The 23782-nt window shown below is 40.2% G+C and carries 8 protein-coding genes and 5 pseudogenes; 3 read left to right on the top strand and 10 right to left on the bottom strand.

Annotated elements, in window-relative coordinates:
• Positions 1–46 precede the first annotated feature (46 nt).
• The 6 genes and pseudogenes from K6969_RS05345 to K6969_RS05320 form a co-directional block, all read right to left on the bottom strand.
• Positions 47–1435, bottom strand: a pseudogene (locus tag K6969_RS05345) (helicase-related protein); the annotation flags it as partial.
• Between the two features lie 92 nt (positions 1436–1527).
• The gene (locus K6969_RS05340; protein ID WP_001258309.1) at positions 1528–3306 is read right to left on the bottom strand and encodes a reverse transcriptase/maturase family protein; all 1779 of its coding nucleotides are present in this window, start codon (positions 3304–3306) and stop codon (positions 1528–1530) included.
• Between the two features lie 509 nt (positions 3307–3815).
• Positions 3816–9266, bottom strand: a pseudogene (locus tag K6969_RS05335) (DEAD/DEAH box helicase family protein); the annotation flags it as partial.
• A gap of 48 nt (positions 9267–9314) precedes the next feature.
• Positions 9315–9866, bottom strand: a complete 552-nt coding sequence (locus tag K6969_RS05330; RefSeq protein WP_171943053.1) for a hypothetical protein — start codon at positions 9864–9866, stop codon at positions 9315–9317.
• Positions 9850–10041, bottom strand: coding sequence for a calcium-binding protein (locus K6969_RS05325; protein WP_171943054.1), 192 nt, complete (start codon positions 10039–10041; stop codon positions 9850–9852). Before K6969_RS05325 ends, K6969_RS05330 begins: the two co-directional genes overlap by 17 nt.
• Positions 10042–14936 (bottom strand): annotated as a pseudogene (locus tag K6969_RS05320) (SspB-related isopeptide-forming adhesin).
• 278 nt (positions 14937–15214) lie between these two features.
• Here K6969_RS05320 and K6969_RS05315 point away from each other — a divergent pair.
• Positions 15215–15805 (top strand): type IV toxin-antitoxin system AbiEi family antitoxin domain-containing protein, encoded by a 591-nt coding sequence (locus K6969_RS05315; protein ID WP_000037237.1) that lies wholly within the window; start codon positions 15215–15217, stop codon positions 15803–15805.
• A pseudogene (locus K6969_RS05310) lies at positions 15802–16248 on the top strand (nucleotidyl transferase AbiEii/AbiGii toxin family protein); the annotation flags it as partial. The gene K6969_RS05315 and the pseudogene K6969_RS05310, both read left to right, overlap by 4 nt.
• A gap of 376 nt (positions 16249–16624) precedes the next feature.
• Here K6969_RS05310 and K6969_RS05305 read toward each other — a convergent pair.
• Positions 16625–17746 (bottom strand): IS110 family transposase, encoded by a 1122-nt coding sequence (locus K6969_RS05305; RefSeq protein WP_321537345.1) that lies wholly within the window; start codon positions 17744–17746, stop codon positions 16625–16627.
• A 109-nt stretch (positions 17747–17855) separates the two neighbouring features.
• On the opposite strand from K6969_RS05305, the pseudogene K6969_RS05300 reads away from it, so the two are divergent.
• Positions 17856–18254 (top strand): annotated as a pseudogene (locus K6969_RS05300) (nucleotidyl transferase AbiEii/AbiGii toxin family protein); the annotation flags it as partial.
• A gap of 62 nt (positions 18255–18316) precedes the next feature.
• Here the strand turns inward: K6969_RS05300 and K6969_RS05295 are convergent.
• From K6969_RS05295 to K6969_RS05285, 3 genes are read right to left on the bottom strand one after another with little or no spacing between them, the layout of a single operon-like run.
• Positions 18317–21118, bottom strand: a complete 2802-nt coding sequence (locus tag K6969_RS05295; RefSeq protein ID WP_171942549.1) for a phage tail tip lysozyme — start codon at positions 21116–21118, stop codon at positions 18317–18319.
• Between the two features lies 1 nt (position 21119).
• On the bottom strand, positions 21120–23471 hold the full coding sequence (locus K6969_RS05290; protein ID WP_000734144.1) for a VirB4-like conjugal transfer ATPase, CD1110 family: 2352 nt from the start codon (positions 23469–23471) through the stop codon (positions 21120–21122).
• Positions 23428–23781, bottom strand: a complete 354-nt coding sequence (locus K6969_RS05285) for a PrgI family protein (protein ID WP_001097579.1) — start codon at positions 23779–23781, stop codon at positions 23428–23430. Before K6969_RS05285 ends, K6969_RS05290 begins: the two co-directional genes overlap by 44 nt.
• Position 23782 lies beyond the last annotated feature (1 nt).

Here is a 23782-nt window from a genome sequence, read left to right as displayed (position 1 = left end):
TTGACTTCATTTTACCGCGTTCAAAAATATTTGTCAGCCATTTTTCTTATATCTCGAGTACTACTTGTTGCTTCATTTGGGGTGTTGTATCTTCACTAAACTTGGCCAAAGCCGCATCAATCTCCTCTATCTCTGCTTCTTTTTCAACCAAGGGAGCCAAAACATCATACTTAGCCATTACAAGCTGATATTCCTCTTCCTTGGGAAAGATTTTCTCAACTTCTACTTTGGCTACTTGTAGCTTATCTTTTAAATCCTTTACCAGCTCTTGTGTCTTTTCTTGGTCATCTATAATATGGTCAATGGCATTACTGATCCGTTGAATGGTTCCCACGTCTGATTTCAAATCAAGGGCGACTGTATATTGGTTATCGCCTACAATCATCAAAGAAACAGTCTCTGGCAAAGGCTCACTAGGACCTCGTGTAGTCATTTTTAAATCAAATCCTCTAAAGCTGGCAAGTGTTTTGACTTCCTTGGTATCTGAGCGGTTATAGGTAATGAGTTTTCGCAGGTAGTCTCCTGCTTCTGCACGATTATTCATTGCTTGATTGTCAAATCGCATGACAAAATCTTGCGACTTTGTTGCCAAAGATTGGGCAATATCTTTATCATATTGACTCAACCGTTTTTCCATGATAGGGAGGTGCTTCTCGCAATAGGAAACAGTGTGACGGTATTCATCTTTTGAGCGATTAAAAGCTCGTTTTTGATTTTCTAACACTGTCAGTTCATTTTCCAATTCCATTTTGAGTTTGAGATAGGGATTACCAGTGGCTAAAGCCTTAAAGTCTGATGCGGTCATGGTTTGTTCATCAATATCTTCTGCTGATCTCACAGGATCTTTTGAAGTCATAATCTGAGTGATGTATTTGAGCTTATTCTCCTGTGTCTGCCAAAGGTAATTGTCAAAGCTCCCTTTTGTAATATAGTGATAAATATCTACCTCCTGGTGCATGTTTCCCTGACGTATCAGTCGTCCATTTCGCTGTACAATATCTGAGGGACGCCAAGGAACATCTAAGTGGTGGACAGCTTTCATGCGTGATTGTACGTTTAGACCAGTTCCACCTTTTTCCGTAGAAGCCATGAGAATCCGCACTTCACCACTATTGACCTTTCGTGACAGTGAGTTTTTCTTCTCATCAGTATTGGCATCATGGACAAAGGCAATTTGTTCCTTTGGAATACCTCGATCGACTAGCAAGTCCTTAAGTTCATTGTAGACATCAAAACCCTCTTCCTTACTTTTAGGGGTACCAATATCAGAGAAAATCATCTGTGTGGCTTTGTCTCCAGCTCCTTCACGGTAAATCCGCTCGACATTATCGACCACTTGAAGGATTTTCTGATTATCTGATAAATTATAAGCAGGGTCAATCAACCGCATATCAATGGCTAGTTTTCTGGCTTCACCTGTGTAGGGTAGGATACTAGCGAGGTAGTCATTGCGACCCCTTTTCCATTATCCCCCCACCGAACCGGACATGATACTTTCGCATCATCCGGCTCTCCAGTAATTTCATTTCATAAACGTGTATTTATTGAACCATTATGTATCGCATGGTGACAATCCCGACAGGTCACTAGCGTTTTTCGACGTCTTGCTGACATGACTTCTTTCCACTTTGGAACTAATTTCCCATTGTGTTTGTTCAAGTCTGCTAATTTTCTGATATGATGTACCTCTATGTTCTCCTCACTTCCACATAGCTCACACTTATTTGCGAGTAATCGCTTGATAAGCTCTGTTCGACCACCATAAACTTGATACGGAGCATCTTCTATTACAGTTTTCTTTTTATAAGAAAGTGAAATGCCACCCCACGTTGCAACTAGAGGAGGTTTATCTTCTCGAGGCACAACTACCTGTAAACACGGCACAGTTCGGCCATTCGTGCTAGTTGTGGTAGTCTTATATTTAGCTAACATTTTATTAATGGATGACTTATGTTTAAATGCTAATGTTTTAAGGAGTGATGTTTCCATATACCAATAGACTTTTGAGAACCATGACAAATTTTGTGCCAATATATAATATTGAACCAGCCCTCTATATTCTTGTTGGTAAGTTTGAACGATACTAAAGTCATCATCCTGCAATAAGTTATTACGATGAATAGCTTTACCATTTTTCATGTATTGGCGGCATTTGCTTTCAATAACTGATGCAGGTACAAATAATGCGATAACACCATTGGCACTCCGTCTCCCTTTGTTATCAATATAATCATTGACACGTTGTGCTTTTATCTCATATCCCAGAAATTTAGCTGATTCTCCAGTCGCATGGGTAATCAAAGTCTTTTCTTGAGAAAGTTCCAAAGATAACTTAGTATTTAAAAAGTCTCCAATTTGCTTCTTTATAGCCTTTGCCTCAGCTTTTGAACCTGTAAAGCCTAGAATAAAGTCATCCGCATACCGAACATATCTTAATCTCCGATAGCTGGTATCATAAGTATCAACTGAAGGGAGATTTCTTCTCTCAACAATTAACTGATGAGCTTTTTTATAATCTCCTTTATCCTGATAGCATTTAATTCTTCTACTCAAACGATTATAGGCTGAGTTTGCTTTCTGCTTTTTACCTCTTGTATATTGAGGTATCAGTTCTTCACCGACCCACTTATCAAATTGATGTAAATAGATATTAGCTAATAAAGGACTAATAACTCCACCTTGCGGTGTTCCACTAATAGTCTTGTGAAACTTCCAATCATCAAGATATCCTGCCTCAAGCATATTTTTGATAAGCCTAATAAACCGACCATCCTGAATTTGTCTAGACAACATAGTGATTAATACATCGTGGTCAATCGTGTCAAAATAACTAGAGATATCTCCTTCTATGAACCAACGTGTCCCTTTCCAAGTCTGAATTTCTTGTAAAGCTGTATGACACCCTCTTTTTGGTCTAAAACCATGAGAATGTTCACTAAATTGTGGCTCATAATAGGCTTCTAATATCATGCGAATCACTTCCTGAAGAAGTTTATCACTCCATACTGGTATTCCCAAAGGACGGTGTTTTCCATTCTTTTTAGGAATGTACTCTCTCCTAGCTGGTCTCCAGTAATAGGTTTCTCGTCTTAATTGTTCAATAATCCTATCTATTTTTTGAATAGACATACCATCAATCGTTTCCTCTGTAACACCCTTTGTCATTGCTCCGTTATTCGGGTATAACTTTGCATAGGCTATTAGATACAATTCACGATTAAATAGTAATTTATAAACCCTTTCAAGTGGTTTATCTTGTTTTCCACGTTCATGAATGACTGTTAAAATAGTTTTGGCTGTACGCATCTCACGCACCTAATCCTTTCTAACTAATCGAAATTACCTGTCACCCTTCGCCATGTACAAGGTTTTCCCTTGCTCAAACTACTACGGTGACTCCGTTACCATAAGGGTCTCCCCTCTTAGGCAATCCTGCTATTCGTTAAAAATGTACGTTCTAGTAACCCTTAGGTTCCTCACTCATTCCTTTATTCATACTTATCGTATGCTCTTTTACTGTAGAAAGTTATTCGTCCAAAATCACAACAACGAATATACAGTAACATCGGTCTCAGTTACTTTCCGATGGGCGATGCTTTGCACCTAGTCAGAATTGATGTTCAAGCAGTTTAGCCTTAACCATAGGTTACGGAACTTGCGGCACATCAAAGCGTTGTAACTCACTCCTTATCCGCTTTACTAACATGCTATTGTCCCCTTTGGGTTTCCCCGCTAGGTTAGTTAGTTGTTCCTATTATTTACTTTCAATAATATCCCTCTGCGAGGGAGATACATTTTTACGCTTAACAGCGCACGATTTTAAGCATGTTATCTCTACTTGGATCAACACTACCTGACTTGATAACGTCTGAACGCTTTACCAGCTCTTCCAAATAGTATTTCTGAGCTTGCGTTAACTCGCTTTCCACCGCAATAATCTTAGCTTCAGGTACTGGTAAATCAAGCATGTCTGAGGTCTGAATATCGGCAGTTTCCTTGTAGATTCGCATGAGTTCAGGAAGGTTGACAAATTTCTTGAACCGTTTCTTGGGTTGGTACTTATCTCCTGTCGGGGCTAGTTCCATAGAGTTTTCGATATTCCCAAAAGCCCCAACCCATGAGTCAAAATTGGATACCTGATATCGTTCCAAAACATCGGGCTGAATGTAATTCATCATGGTGAAAAGTTCACTGATGGAGTTAGAAACTGGTGTTCCTGTCGCAAAAACGACATTTCTATCGCCATGCTCTGCCTGAACCTGTCTCACCTTCATCTCCATGTCTACGTTCTTTTTTGAAGTGGTATTGGTGATTCCCGCGACATTCCCAAGTCCAGTGATTGGACGGATATTCTTGAAATGATGAGCCTCATCCACAAAAAGAAAATCAATTCCAAGGTTTTCAAATTCAATAAAGGTATCTCGCTCTAGTTTTTGGAGTTCTTCCAACTGGTGCTCTAGTCCCTTGATTGAACGCTCTGCTTCTTTGACCGTATAATCAGAATCACTTCCTAGTTTGATTTCTCTGAGTTGCTCCAGCTTGTCATTGATATAGGTAACCTGCTTCTCTCGACTCATCGGTATTTTTTCAAACTGGGAATCTCCAATGACAATGGCATCATAGTCGCCTGTGATAATACGTGATACGAACTGCTTACGTTTGGCTTTGACAAAGTCCTTCTTGGTGGTCACATAAACTTTCTTAGTTGGGAAAAATTTCATGATTTCTTGACCAAACTGAGCAGTTAAACTAGACGGCACCACATAAAGTGGTTTATGTACCATTCCTAGTTCTTTCAACTTGAAACCAGCTCCAAGCATGGTCAAGGTTTTTCCAGACCCTACCTCATGGGCGAGTAGAGCTCGTTTTTCTTCCACAATCCGTTGAATGGCATTCTTTTGGTGGGGACGTAAGGAGATATTCTGGGCAAGTCCATCAATGGTTAAATGGCTACCATCATAGGACTTTGATACTGTACGATTGTAAAGCCTATTATATGTGTCTTCAATCATTTGTTGGACTTCTGGATATTTTGCTACAAAATCTTGAAAGAGTTCTTGTAGGTGTGTTTCCTTGGCACGCAGGACCGTTGTTTTCTCTACATCTGTCACATTCTTTTTCTTATCCCCTTCGACAATTTGTTTTGTGATGGTTGGTTGATTGGAATTCAGGAGATTTTCAAATATTTTACGACCACTATCATAACGAGAACCTGGTACACCTAAACTCCTATCCGTTGCGTTGGAATAGGTGTAGGCAAACTTAGATTGGTAAGTGATAACCCCGTCAATGGGACTGACTTCAAGGACTGTTGCTACTTCTTGGTCTGACAGTTCATAGCCTTTCCCCATAAAGGTTTCTTGGGCAAATTTTCCGTAAACAGACAAGGGAATCCAGCGTGAACCAATCCGATAATCAATGTCTGCCAAGGTAATACGTGCTGGTTTAACCGCTTCTAGAAGTCCTGCAAAATGCGTCCAGTTAAAGTCACGATTGTCTTGTTTGACGAGTAGGTCCACCACTTCTAACTTAGTGACGACATCACCTGACAGGAAGTCTTGGCGAGAAACATAGGACAGCTCCCCATTCAAATACTTCTCAGGATCAGGCATAATGAGGTCACCTAATTCCTCAATCAAGGTCATCTTTGATTCAACCTGATAGATGGACATCATATAAGCGAAATCAACACCTCGACCATCTGCCAAGCTCGAATTTAAGGCATCAAGGGCAGTATGTACCTTTTTAACCTCTCTTTCGGGACGCACTAGAGCCCTCTCAAAGGCAAGGGATTTGGTATACGTAACAGACTTTCCACTTGGATCCAGACTTTCATCTTCCAAACTGGCAAGAAGTGAATACTTATCATCACTATCAAAAAGATTGCGGTTCACAGCACTATTCAAATACCCATAGCGATTGACAAAGCTATCATAGGCACGATTGAGTTTGCCTAACAAGTGGTTAAATGTCACCTTATCATAGTCATAATAGCGTTGAATGGCAATGACCTCTTGGTAAGCATTGCGAATGTCCACCATTCCTTTGATTCGTGCCACTTCTTTATCAGACAAAGGAGTTTCATAGAAAACTGTCTTTTTATAATACCCCTTAAACTGACCACGTTTGGCTGCATCATCGGTCACATAGACATCCAGAGCAGTGTTATCAGTCACTTCTAAGGCATTAAAGCGATCAATCTGCTTTTGAGAATGTTTGGTGTCCCATGCTTTAAAGTTGCCCTCTTCATCGACATAGTAACTGATTTCTTCCGTCTTGGTTCCGACTCGAATGCCTTTATTATCTCGATAGTAAACTGTAGCACCCTGGTAACCAAAACTGTACTGACCCAGATTCTCCCTCATTTCAACTGGAATGGAGGTATCAATGACTTGTTTGATCAACACATCTGGGTTAATGATGACCTCTTTTCTATCAATCTCTCTTGGGGCTTTTACTTGATGTAGAGCTGCTTCAACACTTGCAATCAAGTCATCACTAGTCCCCTTAACAGAAAGTGTTCCTCCGTTAAAATTTCTGACCTCGTAGGTTCCTAGCACTTGGCTATTGTATTCTCCATCAAAGTAAGGATTGAGCCAAATGCGACTATCCTTATCATAACGAATGGAACCTGAAAAGGCTAAGTCGTCTGCCACATATCCCTTGTCTAAGTTTTTCTGGAAGAATAACATATCCGTTGTGACACTCGTTCCTGCAATGGCCTTAAAGGCAGAATCAGGCAGTCGAACCCCACCAAGAAATTCAGTTGTCTCACGAATATCTTGTAAAATGTTTTCTGTTCGCTTATCCATAGTTCCTGTGGAAGAGATAATCGCTACTTGTCCACCATCATGGACCAAACCAAGTGACTTTTTGACAAAGTAGTCATGAATCATGTAAGGCCTATCGTACCTGTTATCCGCAATTCGTATATTGGCAAAAGGCACATTTGAAATCACCAAATCAAAACTATTATCGTTAAAAGCCACCGTCTCAAAGCCCTTAATTTCAATGTGACTATTGGGATGAAGGTGTTTGGCAATAGCTCCTGTAATGGTATCTAATTCCACACCATATAACTCACTCTTTTCTCTTAAGTGTTTGGGCATTGCTGCAAAAAAATTCCCTGTTCCCATGGAAGGATCTAGGATTTTGCCACCTGTAAAGCCATCACTTTCCAACTTATCCCACATCTGACGGATAAGGGCAGGGTCTGTATAATAGGCTGTCAGAGAGGACTGTTTCATATCCGAATACTCTTTATCTGTGACTAGGCTTTTCAGTTCTTCTCGTTCCTTAGAAAATTTTGGATTATAGTCATCAAAAAATTCATTGGCTAGTCCACCCCAGCCTACATACTTGGCAAGGAGTTCTTGTTCACTTGGTAAAGCATTGCGGTGCTCTACTTCTAGTTTTTTTACCAAACGAATAGCCGCAATGTTTGTCTCAACCTTATCTCTAGCAGTCTTTGGATAAAAGTCCGTCATATCTTCTGGAAAATAAAAGTCCATTACTGGAATCTCTGGAATTGTTTCGACGACTACCTCTTCAGGAATTTGACTATCTGTTTCTTCAAGATCAATATCGTTATGACCTTTTTCAGAACCATCGGGTTCCAATAGTCCAATACTCTGAACTGGCTCCTCTTCCAGAAATGAAAAAAGATTTAGTTCTTGGTCCGCTTCTTCTAACTCTGTTTGTGGTTCTGCCTTTGGCTGATGAAGTGCCTGACTGACTTCTTCCCAGGTCCTCACATAAAGAACTGGATTTTGTTCAATGATATCCGAAAAGTCATTAACTAACTCAATCCGAATCAAACCGTTCAATCGAGCATCGCTGACCGACATGACCTCAAAGTCCTGTCCCTTATAGGAAACCAATGACCCCAGAGGATAAGTGTCCAATACTCTCTGGACTAGTGGACTTTCCGCAAATTCTTCATCAACTACTACTTTCGTCTCAGCTTTCTCTAGCTTGTTCTTCCAATTTCTAAAGGTCAAATCTGGCTGGTTGCCCTTATCTTTTTCAAAATACTCCGCATCTTCTCTACTGAGTTCTTGGTGTAAAAAGGCGTAGGCAACTTGTCGCAACTCTTCAATGGAAAGCTGACTACCAAAGAAAAATTCAACCTTTTCATGACTTAGTCCCATTTGGAGTAGTTCTGTCGCAAGGGCTAGTTGAGTTACCGAGGCTTTGGGATAACCACCTAGTAAAGCAAGGTCCGCATTTTTTAAACGAAAACGACCTGCCGCATCCAATAAAATACCGACTTGGTCTGATTCAAACTGAGATAGCTCAATCCCTAGCTGAGTCAATTTTTCTTGATTTTCTATCCTAATGGCTTGTCCAATTTTTTCTAATTCCTTTTCTTCGACTGTAGTCAGCGTTCGTTTCAACTCATAGGGACTACCATCAGCCTCTAGATAGGTAAGTAACTCCTCGCCCTCAAAGATTGGTGTCATTTCCATCTCAGTATCAAAATCACCTCGTCTAAAACTTGCGACTTTGGAACGTTCATTTCGAATTTGGTCAAAATATGTTAGAATCTCAAATTTACGTCGTAAAGATAACTCTTCATAAGCAGGCAGATGACTGGTTTTTCCTGTTTGAACATCTAGTTGAGACAAATCTACATCTAAACTAGCAATAACCAGAGAGCCCTCTTCTCGAAAAGATATTGCTTGATGAACACTTGTTTTGTGCTCATCAATAGTTTCTTCATTTTCTAGAATAGTTTCATCAGCTCTTGTTTCAAGCTCAGGCTCGTAAGTTAAGAGAAACTGTTCAATATCTCGGCTAATACGATCCGCTAAATTATTAGCCACACGATAAACATTGACCAAATTAGCTCCCCTACTCTTTTGTAATAGAGAATCTGGTGAAATAGTTTGGTAGTGTCCATTTGAGTCTAATAGTTGAAAACGAGTGGCCAGATTGAACAAGGCCACTTCAATCACCAAGTCTTTTTCAGACGGCGATAGTTGGTCAAGTTTTTGGAGACCAGTTTGGCCGAATACTTGTGTATAGGTCAATAGATCATGAGCAGTATCATAAGGACTAGCCTGGACAAAAGCTGAAACATCTGTCTCAAAGTGAAGTACCTGAACAGATCTTTTGAATTCCTGCCTATTGGTCAAAAACTGACGAATAAGACTATTCCACTCCTCATCAAAATGCTCTGCTTGGTAATATAAAAATGCCTCAAGCAGGGCCCTATCACGAGGAATGGTGGCTCTCATCATTTGTAGTAAGACTTCTTGATTCATTTTCCCTCCCATTTTAAAAAGGCTGAGAGTGTTTCTCAGCCCTTTGTGTTAATCAAGGACCAAGGCTCGTTGGTCTCTTTCTTGTGGAATACCTTCCATTACAGTAGCCACGTAGTTTTGTAAGAATTGACTTTTCTGGTCTAGTAAATCTTTTTGCAAGGCAAGGTGAACCAAGTCTCCAAAATAATCCTGACTGGAAATGGCCAAGTCCTGTTGAATCATGGCCTGTAAGGTTTCAAGACCGATTAAGGAATAGTCTTCACTATCCAAAATTTCATATTGATCCATCGTGTCAGAAAGACTATTCGAAGACATGACATCCATAATAAAACTAGAGCCTTCCCCTGTTCGGTACAGCTTTTCCAGAATGTCAGTCATATCTGCCTGTACTTCATCCTGATAACTATCCACTTTAACTCGTAGCTCATCACTAATCAAGGATAAGTCATCCTCATCCATATAATCTTGATAAACCTGATTGAGGATTGTTCTATCAGAAATACTTAATTCCAAAGAGAGAAAGGCTTTGATAAACTCTTGGTAATCGACCTTCTCCATTTCAGACAAAGCCTCTTTCATGGTGTCAAAGTTCCAAGTCATCGCACAACTCCTTTTGTGGGAGTAGTGGTGAATGTCCAGATTGTAGCTCTTCTAAATCAGCTTGACCATCACCATCTGTGTCAACAGACTGCGGATTGGTTCCCAAAGCTAGTTCCTGAGCATCTGTCAGACCATCTTGGTCTGAATCCTTTTCATAAATGCTTTTTGGATTCATCTACTTCTCCTCCTTTCTCTTCAGTCCATAAGCCGTACTAAGTAGAATACCAGCTCCAATTAAGCCCAAAAGGGATTCCTGTTCCCCTGTATTTGGCAAAATGCTTGCTGGAACAGGCGGTTCAATAGTCTCAATTGGTGGTTGAGGTGGTGTGGGTTGATTTGGACTTGGTTCTTCAGGTTGAGGTGTATGTGTTACAACTGTATTTGAGCTAATGACATAGCCATTCACTGTATGAAGGTAGGTATTCTCCACCTGACCAGTCGCAATCCGTTTCATCTGCAGGTAAACATCTGCCTGAAAAGCTGAATCATCAGATATAGTCTCTAAGAAGGATTTATCAAATGAAATTGACACTAGGCCATTTTCTGTATCCACCTGTTGCAAGGTATATTTCGTGACTTCTGTCCCCTCTTTTAAGACAGAACCGTCTTTGAGGATGACATCCGTCATCAGATAGCTGCGATAAACACCATTATACTCATCATGCTTTTCATCATAGTTATCTTCAAAACCATATTCAAATAAATCAGTCGCACGATTACTTGGAATCAATGCTCCAACCAAGCGATAGTTAAAGGTTTGATGCAAGGCCACTTCTTTCCCGTCAAGGCTGTCATCTTTATGAGACAAGTCGATCACCACATCTTTTTGTGGGTCTAATTTTGGAACATTATTAACCACTGTTTCCGTGACATAGGCCAAACCAAAATCAATCTGATAGGCTGTATTTTCATACTGACCACCTGTTTTGGTCAACTCATTTTTTACCGTCATCGGAAGCGTGACAACTAAGGTTTGACCAGTCTTCACATAGGTATCATAAAAGGCTTTTGAATCATCGCTACTAAGAACTTGAATGGCTCCTTTAGGTGTAAACTGACGTTTAACCATGGCATCTTGGACGACTTTCGGAGCTTCTGACAAACTAGCGTAGGTGCTGACAGAGATACCAGATACACGATTGCCATCCTTATCCAAAACTTGAATGCCATCAGGATTTAGGGTAAGGGCTTCTTCTGGGTAATCGTCTACCATGTAAAATCCCTTGGCAAGAACATCATCCGTCACGACCATGTCCTTGTATTGACTGTAATCCAAGACAATTTTGTAATAATTGACTGTATTCGGAAGGACAGTCTTTCCATCAATTAAAATGCCTTCTTGATTGGTATTAGACTTATGTGGAGTTACTTTAGGGACGAAATTAGTCACCGTATTGGTTTCATAAGCTTGGCCAAAATCCACCTGATAGGCCACGTTTTCATAAGACTTCCCTGAATTAAGCATGGTTTCCAAAACCGTCATCGGAGTGACAATGGTAATATTCTCCCCCTTGGTCACATAAGATTCAAAAAAGACTTGTGGGTCCTCAGGCATGAAAACTTGAAAAGCTCCTTTAGGCTGAATTTTTTGTTTAGAAAGGGCTTCTTGTAAAGATTTAGGAGCTTCTGATAATCGAGAATAAGCCTTCACCATGATTCCTGAAACTGTTTTACCATCAGATGTGACAAACTGAATAGCTGCTTCATCCGGCAGTAAAGCTTCTTCTGGATAATCATCCACAAAGTAAAAACCTTGTGCAATCTGAGAGTTGTCTGCTTTAATCCCTCGGTATTGGTCCAAGTCCCATGAGAGAGTATAGTGATTTTGACTTCCCACTAGCATGGGCTTCCCATTGATATCCACTTTGTCTTTATTGAGGTTCTGTTTCTTGGGTTCTGGAGAAACAAGGGTGTTGGTCACTTCCTTGGTTTCATAGCCATTTCCAAAATCAACTTGATAAGACTTGTTTGTATAGGTCTTAGTTTGACCATAGAGACTATCTTTCACCGTCATTTTGGTCAAAAGAGCTAAAGAAGTTCCTGTTTGAACATACTGGTCATAAAAGGCTTGGTTGTCATCCGGCAAAAAGACTTGAAAGGCACCTGTCGGTGTAATCTTAGCACGAGCCAATTTATCTTGAAGGTCTTTAGGGGCTTCATTTAGGGAAGCATAGTTTTTAACCGTAATTCCTGATACCTTCTGACCGTCAAGGGTTGTAACAGCCGTCCCATTTTCCACCACATCAAGCACTTCCTCTGGGTAATCGTCCACAAAGAAGAAGCCTCGTGCAATTGTCTCTTTAGCAGAACGATCTCCCTTATACTGGTCCAAATCCCAAGTCAAACGATAGTGGTTGGTTGTGCCAAGGGCTACGACCGTGTCATTAATGAGGACACTATCCGCATTTTCATTGTTTTTATCTGGTGTAATGAGTGTGGTTGTCTCCCCATCACCTGGTGTACGAACCGTTACAACATTTGAAGTGACTGTGTAAGCATTGGTTGTACCCTTGTTCAAAAGGAGTTTGTAACTATTGGAATAGGTTGCCCCATCATTTTGAACAGAACCATAGAGTTTTGGAGCGGTCAGTTGATAAACCTTGGTTAAATCTTTATTTACCTCCTGCAACAAGTTTTCCTTTGCGGTCAAGGTCACAAAATTCTTAGTCTCATCAAAGCTAAGGATATAGTTTCCATTCTCTTTTTGTGTTGTTTCCTTATCAAATAGGTAACCAGCAGGCAAGTAGTCCTCAAAAATGAGACTAGTCGTTTGGGCACGATTGGGCGATAAGGCATCAACTGTTAAGGGATAAATCACCGTTGAATCTTTTGCGACAGTTTTATCATGAAGATTAGCTTGGTCACTATTGATCACTTCTTTCATAATCTCTGGAGTTGTCGTCAAACGGTACGCATGATAATGGATAGTCGGTACTTGTGGTGGCGTTGGAAGTTCTTTTGGAGTAGGATTAACAGGTAAGGTTACCTTGGTCAAGGTCAGACTAGGCTGCACCACCTCTTCCAAAGGTTTTGGCGTGAAGGTCACAGGCTTTTCTGGTGTAAATGTTTTAGGAGTAAAGACATCTGGTGTTACCGTAATAGGTTCTGGAATGGGTTCAAGTTCCACCGTTACATGAGGTTTGGGACTATATGGTGTTACTGTACGTGCAACTGGTAGAGTATTTAAGGCAAACCAGTAAGACAATCCAACATTCTGTGGCATATCGCCTTGGCCAAAGGTTACTGTGTAGGTATTTCCTGATGTAACTGTTGAGACAATAGCTCCTTTATAAGCATAACGACTTGATGTGGTATCCCATTCCTCAGGTAAATTCAAATCACTTGCACGGTTGGAACCCAAAGAACGTGCTAGACCTTCATTAGTCACTTGAACGGTTGAACCATTAATCGGCACAAATTTCCCAGATGAATCTTTAACATATTCTAAACCAATGTCATTATGATTGAGGGAAGAATGCGTGAAGACTCCTGGTTTCTCCTTAGAAAAGGTGACCTGCGTTCCGTCTTCCAAGAAATACTTAGCAACTACACGAAACTCCATCTTGTCTGTTCGCCAGTCACCATTTCCGTCATTTCGATAGGCAATGAAGCCTTCGGTAGGATCATTTGGCACAACCAATTTCACGGCATCGGTTCCAGCTGGTGATACAAGGTTGGTAATATCGTAAGTCACTCGACTAATCTTTTTACCATCAAATCGTGCATTTTGAAGATTTTGATAGCTAAAACTAAGAGTCTCACCTGTTTTGAAGCTATCATAGACAAAGAATCCTGTTGAATCCAATATTCTTGAGTAGCCACCCAGCATAGCATCACCAGTTGAAATGATTTGATTAGGATTTCGGGTAATGGCTCCATGTTGTGCTTGGGGTTCACCGTTATTGAGATTGAGGGCTTGAGCAAGGGCTTCAGAAATATAACCTTCTTCACCTTTTGAAATCTCGGCCAAGTCACGTTGATAGCGTTCCATTTCTTTGGCATTGTAGACATCAATCGCTTCATTCTCTTTTCTGGCTGAGGCTTCTTTTTCTTTATTTCGTTTAGTAATGGCTTCAATCTCGGCTGCACGATTTGAAACTAATTGTTTTTCTCCTGATTCGCTTGATCTACTGCGGCTTGACCTACACGGTTTTCAGCATCAACAGCTGCTTGACCTGCCTGATTACGCCTTTCAATGGCTTCATTATCTGCCTTTGCCTTAGCAAGTCCAGCTTCATTTTCTTTTTGAATGGCCTGATTTTTCGCAACAATATCATCTGCCTTAGTTTTCTTTATTAGATAATCCGCTACAGCTTGTTCGTTAGTTGATTGACTGGTTTCAACAGTCTTGCCATAGTTTGTATAGTCAAGTACAGATGTCCCATTTCCTGATGAAACTACTTGTACATTTACTGTCACATCAGCATCTGCATACCGAGTTTTTAGGCTATTGACTTTAGTTTCAACCCAGGAATTAGTCGCTTTACCAGTTTGGTTAGCTACCTCATAGGCTTGTGACAGTTCCTTGTTTTCCTGTTCAATGCGGGATTTATTCGACTGGTAAGTCGCTTTATCAGCTTTGTAGGTTTCAGTAACTTCAGTGATAGCCTCAACCTGTTTTTGGGCATCCGCTTCTGCTTTTGAAATTTGTTGGTTGGTTTCTGACGCAGAAGTTGTATTTCCCAAATCCATTGGGCTATCTTCAACTGTAGAAACACCTTCAGCCTTGGCCTCTTCAACTGCTTGTGTTACCGTATCATGTGGTACGGTGACTGCAATTGTACCGTTAGATTGTCCAGTTGACCCTAAACTTTCAGTTTGTTCAGAAACAGGGCTTGGTTGTGCTTCTGGTAAATTCGTAGCTGGATTTTCCGTTCGTTGAATGGCGGTGTCAACTGATGATGTGACTTCATCAGCATGTGCAACCGTTCCTCCCCAAGCAACAACAGCCGTCACCATTGTTCCAAGAGCAACGGAACATAGAGTGCGATATTTTTTACTCTTGCGAAAGACGTGTTTCTCGCCTTTTTCCTGATTGACAAGAAAGTGATGATTACATGTTTTGGTCATAAATAGTCCTTCTTTTCTTTTTTATGTAGCAACAAACTGTCACTCTTTATTAGATACGAGAGCGTTAAGCGAGCACGACAAAAATAGGAGTTTTGACGAAGAACTTTCCGTTCTAGGAGAAACTCTCTTTTTTGTACAGCTCGTAGCCCAAGTTCAATACCATCATAAAAAAGAAGGCTTGATTTTGTTATCACAATAAAATGAGGGAAAAGAAAATGTTGCTTTTATACCACAAATATTGTAAAATTGTAGTGTAAAAGCAACAAGTGGGAGGCCGTATGTCAAAAAAAGAGATTCTACTCGATTTTATAGAAAAGAACAATGGAATTGTCACAAACAAAGATTGTAAAGCACTAGGTATTCCAACAATATATCTGACAAGACTAGAGAAAGAAGGCATTATCTTCCGAGTTGAAAAAGGTATTTTCCTAACCCAAAACGGAGACTATGATGAATACTACTTCTTTCAATATCGTTTTCCTAAGGCTATTTTCTCTTATATTTCGGCACTGTATCTACAACAGTTTACAGATGAAATTCCACAATATTTTGATGTGACAGTTCCTAGAGGCTACCGCTTTAATACTCCTCCAGCTAATCTAAATATTCACTTTGTCTCTAAAGAATACAGCGAGCTGGGAATGACTACTGTACCTACTCCTTTGGGAAACAACGTAAGGGTATATGATTTTGAACGTATTATTTGTGATTTTGTAATACATCGAGAAAAGATTGATTCCGAACTCTTTGTCAAGACACTTCAATCTTATGGGAACTATCCTAAAAAAAATCTAGCAAAACTCTATGAATATGCGACAAAAATGAATACTTTAGAAAAAGTTAAACAAACTCTGGAGGTTCTAATATGAACAAAGCTAAATTAACAGCACTCTGTCATAAAATATCAAAGAATACTGGTTTAACCTTTAATTCCGTCATGACCTATTACTTCCTAGAAGTCATTTTGAAAAAATTAAGTCAAAGTTCTTATTCAAATCACTATATCTTCAAAGGAGGATTCCTACTTTCGAATGTCATCGGAGTTGAATCTCGTAGCACTGTTGATATTGACTTTTTATTCCATCAAATAACACTCTCAGAAGAAACTGTTAAACAGCAACTCAAGGAAATTTTAGCAGATTCCGAAGAAGGTATATCTTTTGTGATTCAATCAATCACAGCTATTAAAGAAAGTGATGACTATGGTGGCTATCGAGCAACAATTTCGTGCCAACTTGAGAATATTAAACAAGTTATCCATTTGGATATTGCGACAGGTGATGTTGTAACTCCTCAGCCGATTACATACGACTGATATGTAAAGCCCTTTGTCAAGTAAAAACAATCGAACTGATTAAAAAATGAAAAGTATCTAGAAAGAGCCTAGTTCTTAGCTTCGGGCATTGGCCACTCTGATATTCGTGGATTGGTTACCTACAGGTCAATGGTTCTGCCGCGAGTCCTACTCTCTATAAGCGTGGATCACAATTGTGCCACTTAGTCGTTTCGTAGATGACTCAAACCTTGAAGTCCTAAACTCCTTCAAGATACTTTCCATTCAAACATGATTTCAATCCTTATTTCTGTCCAAATTCACCCAGTGATTTTGGATAGAAATAGGGATTCCTCATCGCTCTGCGATGATAAAACTTAATGGTCAAAAGTGTACATGAAAACAAGCGCTAACTTCAAGCTATTCTTCCTGTCATCATCCCCCAAATAAAACCAGACAATTCTCGTGCAATAGCTGTTTTAGCAACATTTTGTTTCTTATTTTTTCCTAGAACAAGTGTGCGATAACGTCTTCTTAAGCGTTCATTAGCCTTATCCGCATAAGCAATCACCTCCACTCGGTTTCCACTTTGTCTCCTTTTCAATTCTTTGGATTTATACCCAATCGTCCCCTTAGCCAATGATTGTGCAGCTTCTATCAGAAGTCGTCTCACATGGCTATTCCCAGCTTTGGTGATAGCACCTCTTCTCTCCTTGTCGCCGCTAGAATTTTCGCTAGGAGTTAGCCCAAGATAAGAAGCAAAATGTTGAGCTGTCGCAAAGCGATTAAAATCACCGATTTCTGTCACAATGGAAAGAGCAGTTAGTGTTTTAATGCCAATAAAGCAAGAAAGCCGTGAGACCTTCTCTTGATAACTGTCGCTTTGACCCAGTTGCTCAATTCGTGCATCATACCGTTCTATTTGATCTACTAATTTCTCATAGGTCAATAGATATTCTGTCAAAATCTCTGCGTAAAGTCCCTCAGGTTTTAGGGAACGGAGCCAGCGAACATGTTTCTGTGTCCAATTACTGCTTCCCTCGGTATAGCGAAAATCATGTCGGAGACAGAAGGCAAGAATTTGTTGTTTGATTTTCTTCAGAGCCACTTTGTGGTCTGTTCTCATACGGATATATTCTTTGACTTGTTCATCCTCAGCAGTAGGAATATGAACAGGCTGATAGCTACGAAAGGCCAGAGCTTTTGCGAGCTGAGCCGCATCTTTCTTATCAGTCTTAACACGCTTAGATCCTTCCTTCATTACCGTTGTAGGTGCCATCACGATACAGGGAATCCCGTGAGCTTGTAGCTGGTGATATAGGGTAAATCCGAGGCATCCAGCTTCGTAGCCACATAACACTTCTGCATCTTGACCATATAAACGACGAAGCTCATTCACATAGTTCACAATATAGCTAACATTTGGACTAACTTTAGTGCTATGTTTGAATTGATTGGTCATCATATCATAATAGCAGAGTGAAAAACTTTCTTTGTGAACATCCATTCCGATGAAAAGTGTGGTAAAATGAAACATATAAGACCTCCAATTGAGTGTGGTAATTCCTGTTAGAAGTTGATTGTTTTTTTATTCTAGTGTACAGGTAAATCCACGAATTCTCAACTGGGGGTCTTTACATATTGTCTATAAAGCTATTTTTGATGAAGACAATTTTCCAATCATTGCTTATACAATTGAAACAATTCTAGCTGAAAAACTTCAAACCATCTATTCACGTAACTTCTTGAACAGTAGAAGCAAAGATTTTTACGATGTTTATATTCTTTCCAAACTGAAGAAAGAAGACATTGACTTCATTCAGTTGAGAAATGCCTGTCAGAGAACATTTTCATATCGCGAAACAGAACTCGATTTTGTAAAGATTATTGAACTACTCGAGAGGTTCAAATCTGACCCTATTCAGAATAAACAATGGCAAAATTATTCAAAAAAATATAGCTATACAAAAGGGATTTCACTTGCAGATGTTCTTGATGAGATGATTCGTCTCATAACAGTTCTCATTTCTATAAATTCTGATTAATCGTGACAAAAAAACACAAAAGATATGCTAACATTTATTCATTTTGTTAGCATATCCTTTTTTTATTTCGTCGTATAAGCAAAACTCAAGCTACTATCCACTCCAGATAATTTACGGAAGGTGTAGTTGGGATTGCCATTGTAGTTGGTTTCGGAGATAAGGAAGGAGCCATCTGGGTAGACTTTTTCGACGAAAGCCACATGTCCGTATTCTGTTGGTGTGCCATGTCCTCCTCCCGCAAAGGAAAGGATAGCTCCTTCTTGTGGACTTGTCCCTATCTCCCCACCGAGACTTGCGGCTGTTCGTACCCAATCTTGGCCATTGCCCATGGTACTGATAATTGGAATCTTCTCACCGTTTTTACCTTTGAGTTTTAGCCCCAGTTGGTTGATACGGGCTGCGACTCCCCAAGTACATTGGCCGAAAGCGTAACCCATCCCGTCACCACCTCCTGGAATAGAGTTTTCAAAAAGGTCTCCTCGTACAGCTTCAAGTGCTTTTGGATCACTTTGTGCTGTCCCACCGTTGGGTTGACTAAAGCCTTTTTCAATTTGGTAATACCACTCACTTGCCCGTGTCTGACGCTCAAGTAGCTTATCCCCTGAATTTCCTTCCCAGTAAATGAGGAAGAGTTGGGCAAGACTAGCTGGACTACCTGTATTTTTGAAGAAATCTTTTAACCAGTTGGTGTAATAAGGACTGTCCCCATGCAACATGAAATCCAGTTGTAACTCTAAGTCATACCACTTTTGATGTTTTCCTTTGGCATATTCCAACAATAAAGTATGTCTGCGTGACCCATCCGCGGTATCTGTCCATTGGCCTAAGCCTAAACCACGTTTGAGAATATTTGGGTAACGTCCATTGTATATAGTTGGACCATTAAGTGAGAGCCAGCCCTCATCATCCCACGAACTATCAGTCGCACCAACTGGCGGAGATAAATAGTCGCCTTCAGCTCGTTTTGGATTAATGGAAGATTCTACCGACCAATTTCCTAAAATAGCTGCTATAGCTTGATTTGTCGCACCTTTGCTTTTAAGATAGTCATAAATTGCCTTGGCTCTCTCGAACTCATCGCCGCCAAACTGACCGATAGTTGGAAGAATGGTGGTCTGAACCTGGATTACTTTTGGAAAGTAGAAAGCTGGATTGACATAGACCAACTTATCCGTATCATCATCAACCTTTTGATAGGTGACTTTTAGACCCGTTCCGTCTTTGGTCTGACCAATAATATCTCCTGCCAAGACATGTTGATGTTCACTCACTCGGCCTGAATGAATGCCAAACAAGGTTAGTTTAGTCTTATTCACTCCCTTACCAGATGTCAAAACAACGTTCTCTCCATCAAGAGATACCTTGCCATCCATCGGAGCTACAATGACTTGACCTTCTTTCGCTTCTAAGATGATATGGTGATGCAGCGTTGGTTTCTCATCAATGACCTCATACCCATATCGGTAGGTCATGCTTAAGCTATCCTCGTCAGTCTGTCCCTGAAAGGGATTGTCCAATTCTTGAAGGGCTAGATAGTTGCCTCCTTCTGTCAACTCCTTTAACTCTTCCTGGTCCTCATCAGACAGCTTGTAAGTAGGTTCTTTATATAAGTCAGACATGGATTTAATAGAATCTCCACCATTTAAGTCTGTCCACACTTGACTGAGAAACGCTTTGTAGGTCACACCACCTGTTTCCATGAAATCGTCAAGCTTGTAGTCTTGGTATTGATGATTGATGTAAACCATAATCTCATCAATCTTGGTGTAGTAGGCAATCCCTTTTTCATTGGTTCTCGTATGTTCCGCATCTTCCCACGTCATGTGGGTATAGGCCTTGGTCAACTCCATCTCATCTTGTTGAATGACACTACTACCTGAAACACTCATGAAAAAGCTCATCATCAAAAGGAGTATCAAGAGAATGCCTGAGACAATCCAAGTCAAAGGATTTCCCGCAAGGACAGAAAAGAAAGTCACACTTCCCTTAATGGCTTGGACGATTCCTTTGATACCTGCGACACTTTGTTTTCTCACATGCTTTAAAAAGGTCTGGTAACGTCTTCTTGGTTTAAGAGGTTTCTGGCGTGTGAATCCTTTTCCCTTTTTGAAGTTCTGGAATCGTTCCTTTCCATGAGAAAATTTTGTTTTGGTAAACCTCACACCTGTCTGTCCACTTTTTACTACCACCTTACCTGCTTGAAAGGTAAACCTTCCATAGCGTCTGGCTTTCAAACTAATATCCTTCATGGATCTTAGACCATCTAAATCATCCTCCTGTGCTATCAGGTCAAGGGATTCAGATGCAACTAAGCCTAATCCAACTTTGACTTTGGTAGAGTTTTTCTTAGTCTTTTGGACTTTCTTGAGTTGTTTAACCTCACGCTTGGCAGAACTTACGTCTTTTTCTGCACTTAGTCGATCAAATGATTTTTCTTGGTGAAACTGAAAGCGAGACTTCGGGGAAGGATTTTCTTTTTGGAAAGTAAACTTGGGATTAACTGCCTTTTGCTTCTCACTTAGTTTCACTTCTGACAAATGTTTTCTTGCAGTCCGCAAACGCTCTTGAGCTTGAGGAAGTCGATAGTTCTTGATTTCCTTTACCTTCAACAGTCTAGGAGAAACATAGGTAATTTCCTTTAGGAACTTCTCTTCTGCTTCCTTTTGGCTACTGAGTAGATTTCCTTTTATCTCTGTTTTCTTTTCCTGAAAAAGAGAATTTTGGGCTGGTTTTCGAAATCGTCCTTTTTTAGGAACAGTCTGTTTTAAGGCTCTAACTTCTTTCCGATAATGCATACGGGCTGATTTTAAGTTGCTTCGAAAGTTTTGCCTAGCATGTTTGACTAGCTTTTTATCCTCTTTCATCTCATGTCCTCATTTTTTCAGGGTCCGTACTCATGATGTCAAAGAGCTTGGTGTGTTGTGGAATCTTATTTTTAAATGGAACAACGGTTGAACCGGCCTTGATTAGCCCAGCACCTTTTTCAGGATTGACCAAGTATTTCTCCAGTTCCTTGGAAAGTCCAAGCATATGCACCAATTCTTCTCGATCGCTCTTAGCCTGTTTTAAAAGAATCATGAACTCGCTATTGGCAATAATGCGTCTGCCGTTGGCATCCAAAAGAAGCGTTTCTACATTCTGAGTAATGCCTGTCGGTATCGCCCCATACTTACGGACACGACTCCAAAGTTTAAAGAAGAAATCAGAGGCATACTTGTCCAATAAGAGAAGCTGCATTTCATCAAAGTAAATCCAGGTCTTCTTACCTAGCTTTTGGTTTTTGACCACCCGATTCCAAATTTGGTCAAAGATAACCATGAGGGCAATTTGTTTTAATTCATCGCCTAACTTTTTGACATTGTAAATCAGGAAATGACTGTCTGTTTTAATATTGGTCCGATGTGAAAATATGTCCAGCGACCCTTCCACATAGAGTTCCATATCCAGTGCCAAGTCCTTAGCTTCCTGTTCAGGTTGTTGAGCTAAGACAAAGACCCATTCGACCAAGGACGGTGTGTCAAAATGCTTATAAGTGAGTCTTGTCACACGGTCAATCAAGGACTTTTCACGACCATCCATTTTACGGTCCAAGAGCTTTCCAATCCAAGACAAGAGAAATTCGGACTTGACCTTAACCGGATCCTCATCCATATTCTCATCAGATAGATCTAAGACATTTAAGAAGGTGGTAGAATCTGGGGCAATATCAATACTCTCCCCACCAAAGGCTTGACCGATAATACTGTACTCATTTTCTGGGTCAACAATAATAATTTCAGTATCACTATCTGCTTCCTTGAGCTTAGTTGAGATGATTTCATGTTTTGTCGCCATCCCTTTGCCAGCTCCAGAAGTCCCTAAAATCAAACCTGACGGAGTATTTAACTTGCCACGGTCAATACTGATGATATTACTTGAGATTTGATTGATGCCATAAAATTTCCCACCCTTGTCCTGAATATCTACGGAAGTCCAAGGGGCATTCACGGCAATGTTTGAAGTCAATAGAGACCGAGAAATACCTTCGAGATAGTTCTTCCCAAATGGCAAGAGACTATTAAAGGCAGCTTCTTGCATATAGGTCAAGTTATCGATAATCATATCATTTGACCCAGCCACTTGCTTGATAATATCAAGAGATTGTTTGAGTTGGTCTTCAGTATCCGCCAGCACGCCAATTAGAAATACGGTGTCAAACAGTTTATCTCCTGTTTGAGTCATGGTTTGAAGAAGAGCCTCAGCTTCATCAATATTGTTTTCAAGAACATGCCCGACCTTCTCCAAATAGATTCCAGTCCGAGCCATCTTTTGTTGTTCCCCAATCTTTTGCGATTCCATCAAGGTCTTCTTGGTTCGCAGCTTGGTCATGGTTTCAGACTTGGTAGAGCCTTTAGCATGTAGGCTAATCATCACTTCTAAATCTGACTGCATGAGGTCACGAATAAATTTATCCCCTAACTCCATGCCATAGTCACGAACATAAACAATCTGTAATAATCGATCGTCCAATTCAATATGATTCTTGTGTTTAAAGGAAAGGTAGGTTGGGGCAATAAAGTGTTTGGTGGATTGACCTGAGAGGGTCAAATCCTTGTAAGAAAACGGTAAATGATTTTCACCTCGTAACATATCCGCAAGGACATTCACTCGCTCCTCTCCACCAAGTAAACCAAGAGATACATCAATCTCTGAAAAGCCACTTTTGAAATATTCCCCAATCTGTGATAGAGAACGAAAAGCTAGTTTTGGTGTTTGGTCGCTCTTGCCAAATGAAAGAAACTTGACAGCTGAAAAGTTGTTCTCACCCGCCTCTAAGTTGGCATTCATCATGCGATTCAATTCATCACGATAAGCATCAAACCCATCTTCCTGTAAGGGATAGAGAATACTCTTACGGAATTTTTCCAGATTGACCTTTTGATTGAGGATGGTCAGTTGGAAATTAGTCTTATCATCCAGTGAATTGATTAAATCGGAATATTTCTCAACAATAGCTCCCTTATCATCTAAGCCAACTGTTTGATAATTGACATCTCCTAAGAGATAGGTTTGTGAGAAATAGCTTGGACTGACCTGCATAAGGCCATTCTGAAAAAGCCCTTGATAGGCTAACGTATTTACGGTAGAAGGTCTGATCTCCTGCTTCTGCGTTTTCGTCTTTTGCTTTTTGTCATTAGAAGAGGTCTTTGGTTTCATTAAGTGTTTTAATTTTTTCACGTTGGTCTCCTTTTCTTCCAGTAAATGTACGATCTGGTACTGTTAGTTCATAATGAAAACGGTACTTGAGGTAGGTTTCAAATGGTAAATCATTAGGGCGATAGACCCCAAATAACATGAGTGGAATGGTAAAGCTAAAAACAAAACCATAGACAAACCAATCCCCAAATTGCCAATAAAATAGGTTCAAGCCCAGTACCAAAATGGTTAGGGCGACAGCTGGAAATACAAAAATAACCTGTCTAGTTGTAAATCCTAGCCATGCCCTGTGTTGAACCTTTGAGATATCCTTAAAGACACGAGTGTTCATA

This window comes from Streptococcus suis (assembly GCF_019856455.1).
Classification (GTDB): Bacteria; Bacillota; Bacilli; order Lactobacillales; family Streptococcaceae; genus Streptococcus; species Streptococcus suis_AE.
Note: the sequence above shows the minus strand (reverse complement) of the source record. Positions and strands in the feature narration are given on the sequence as shown.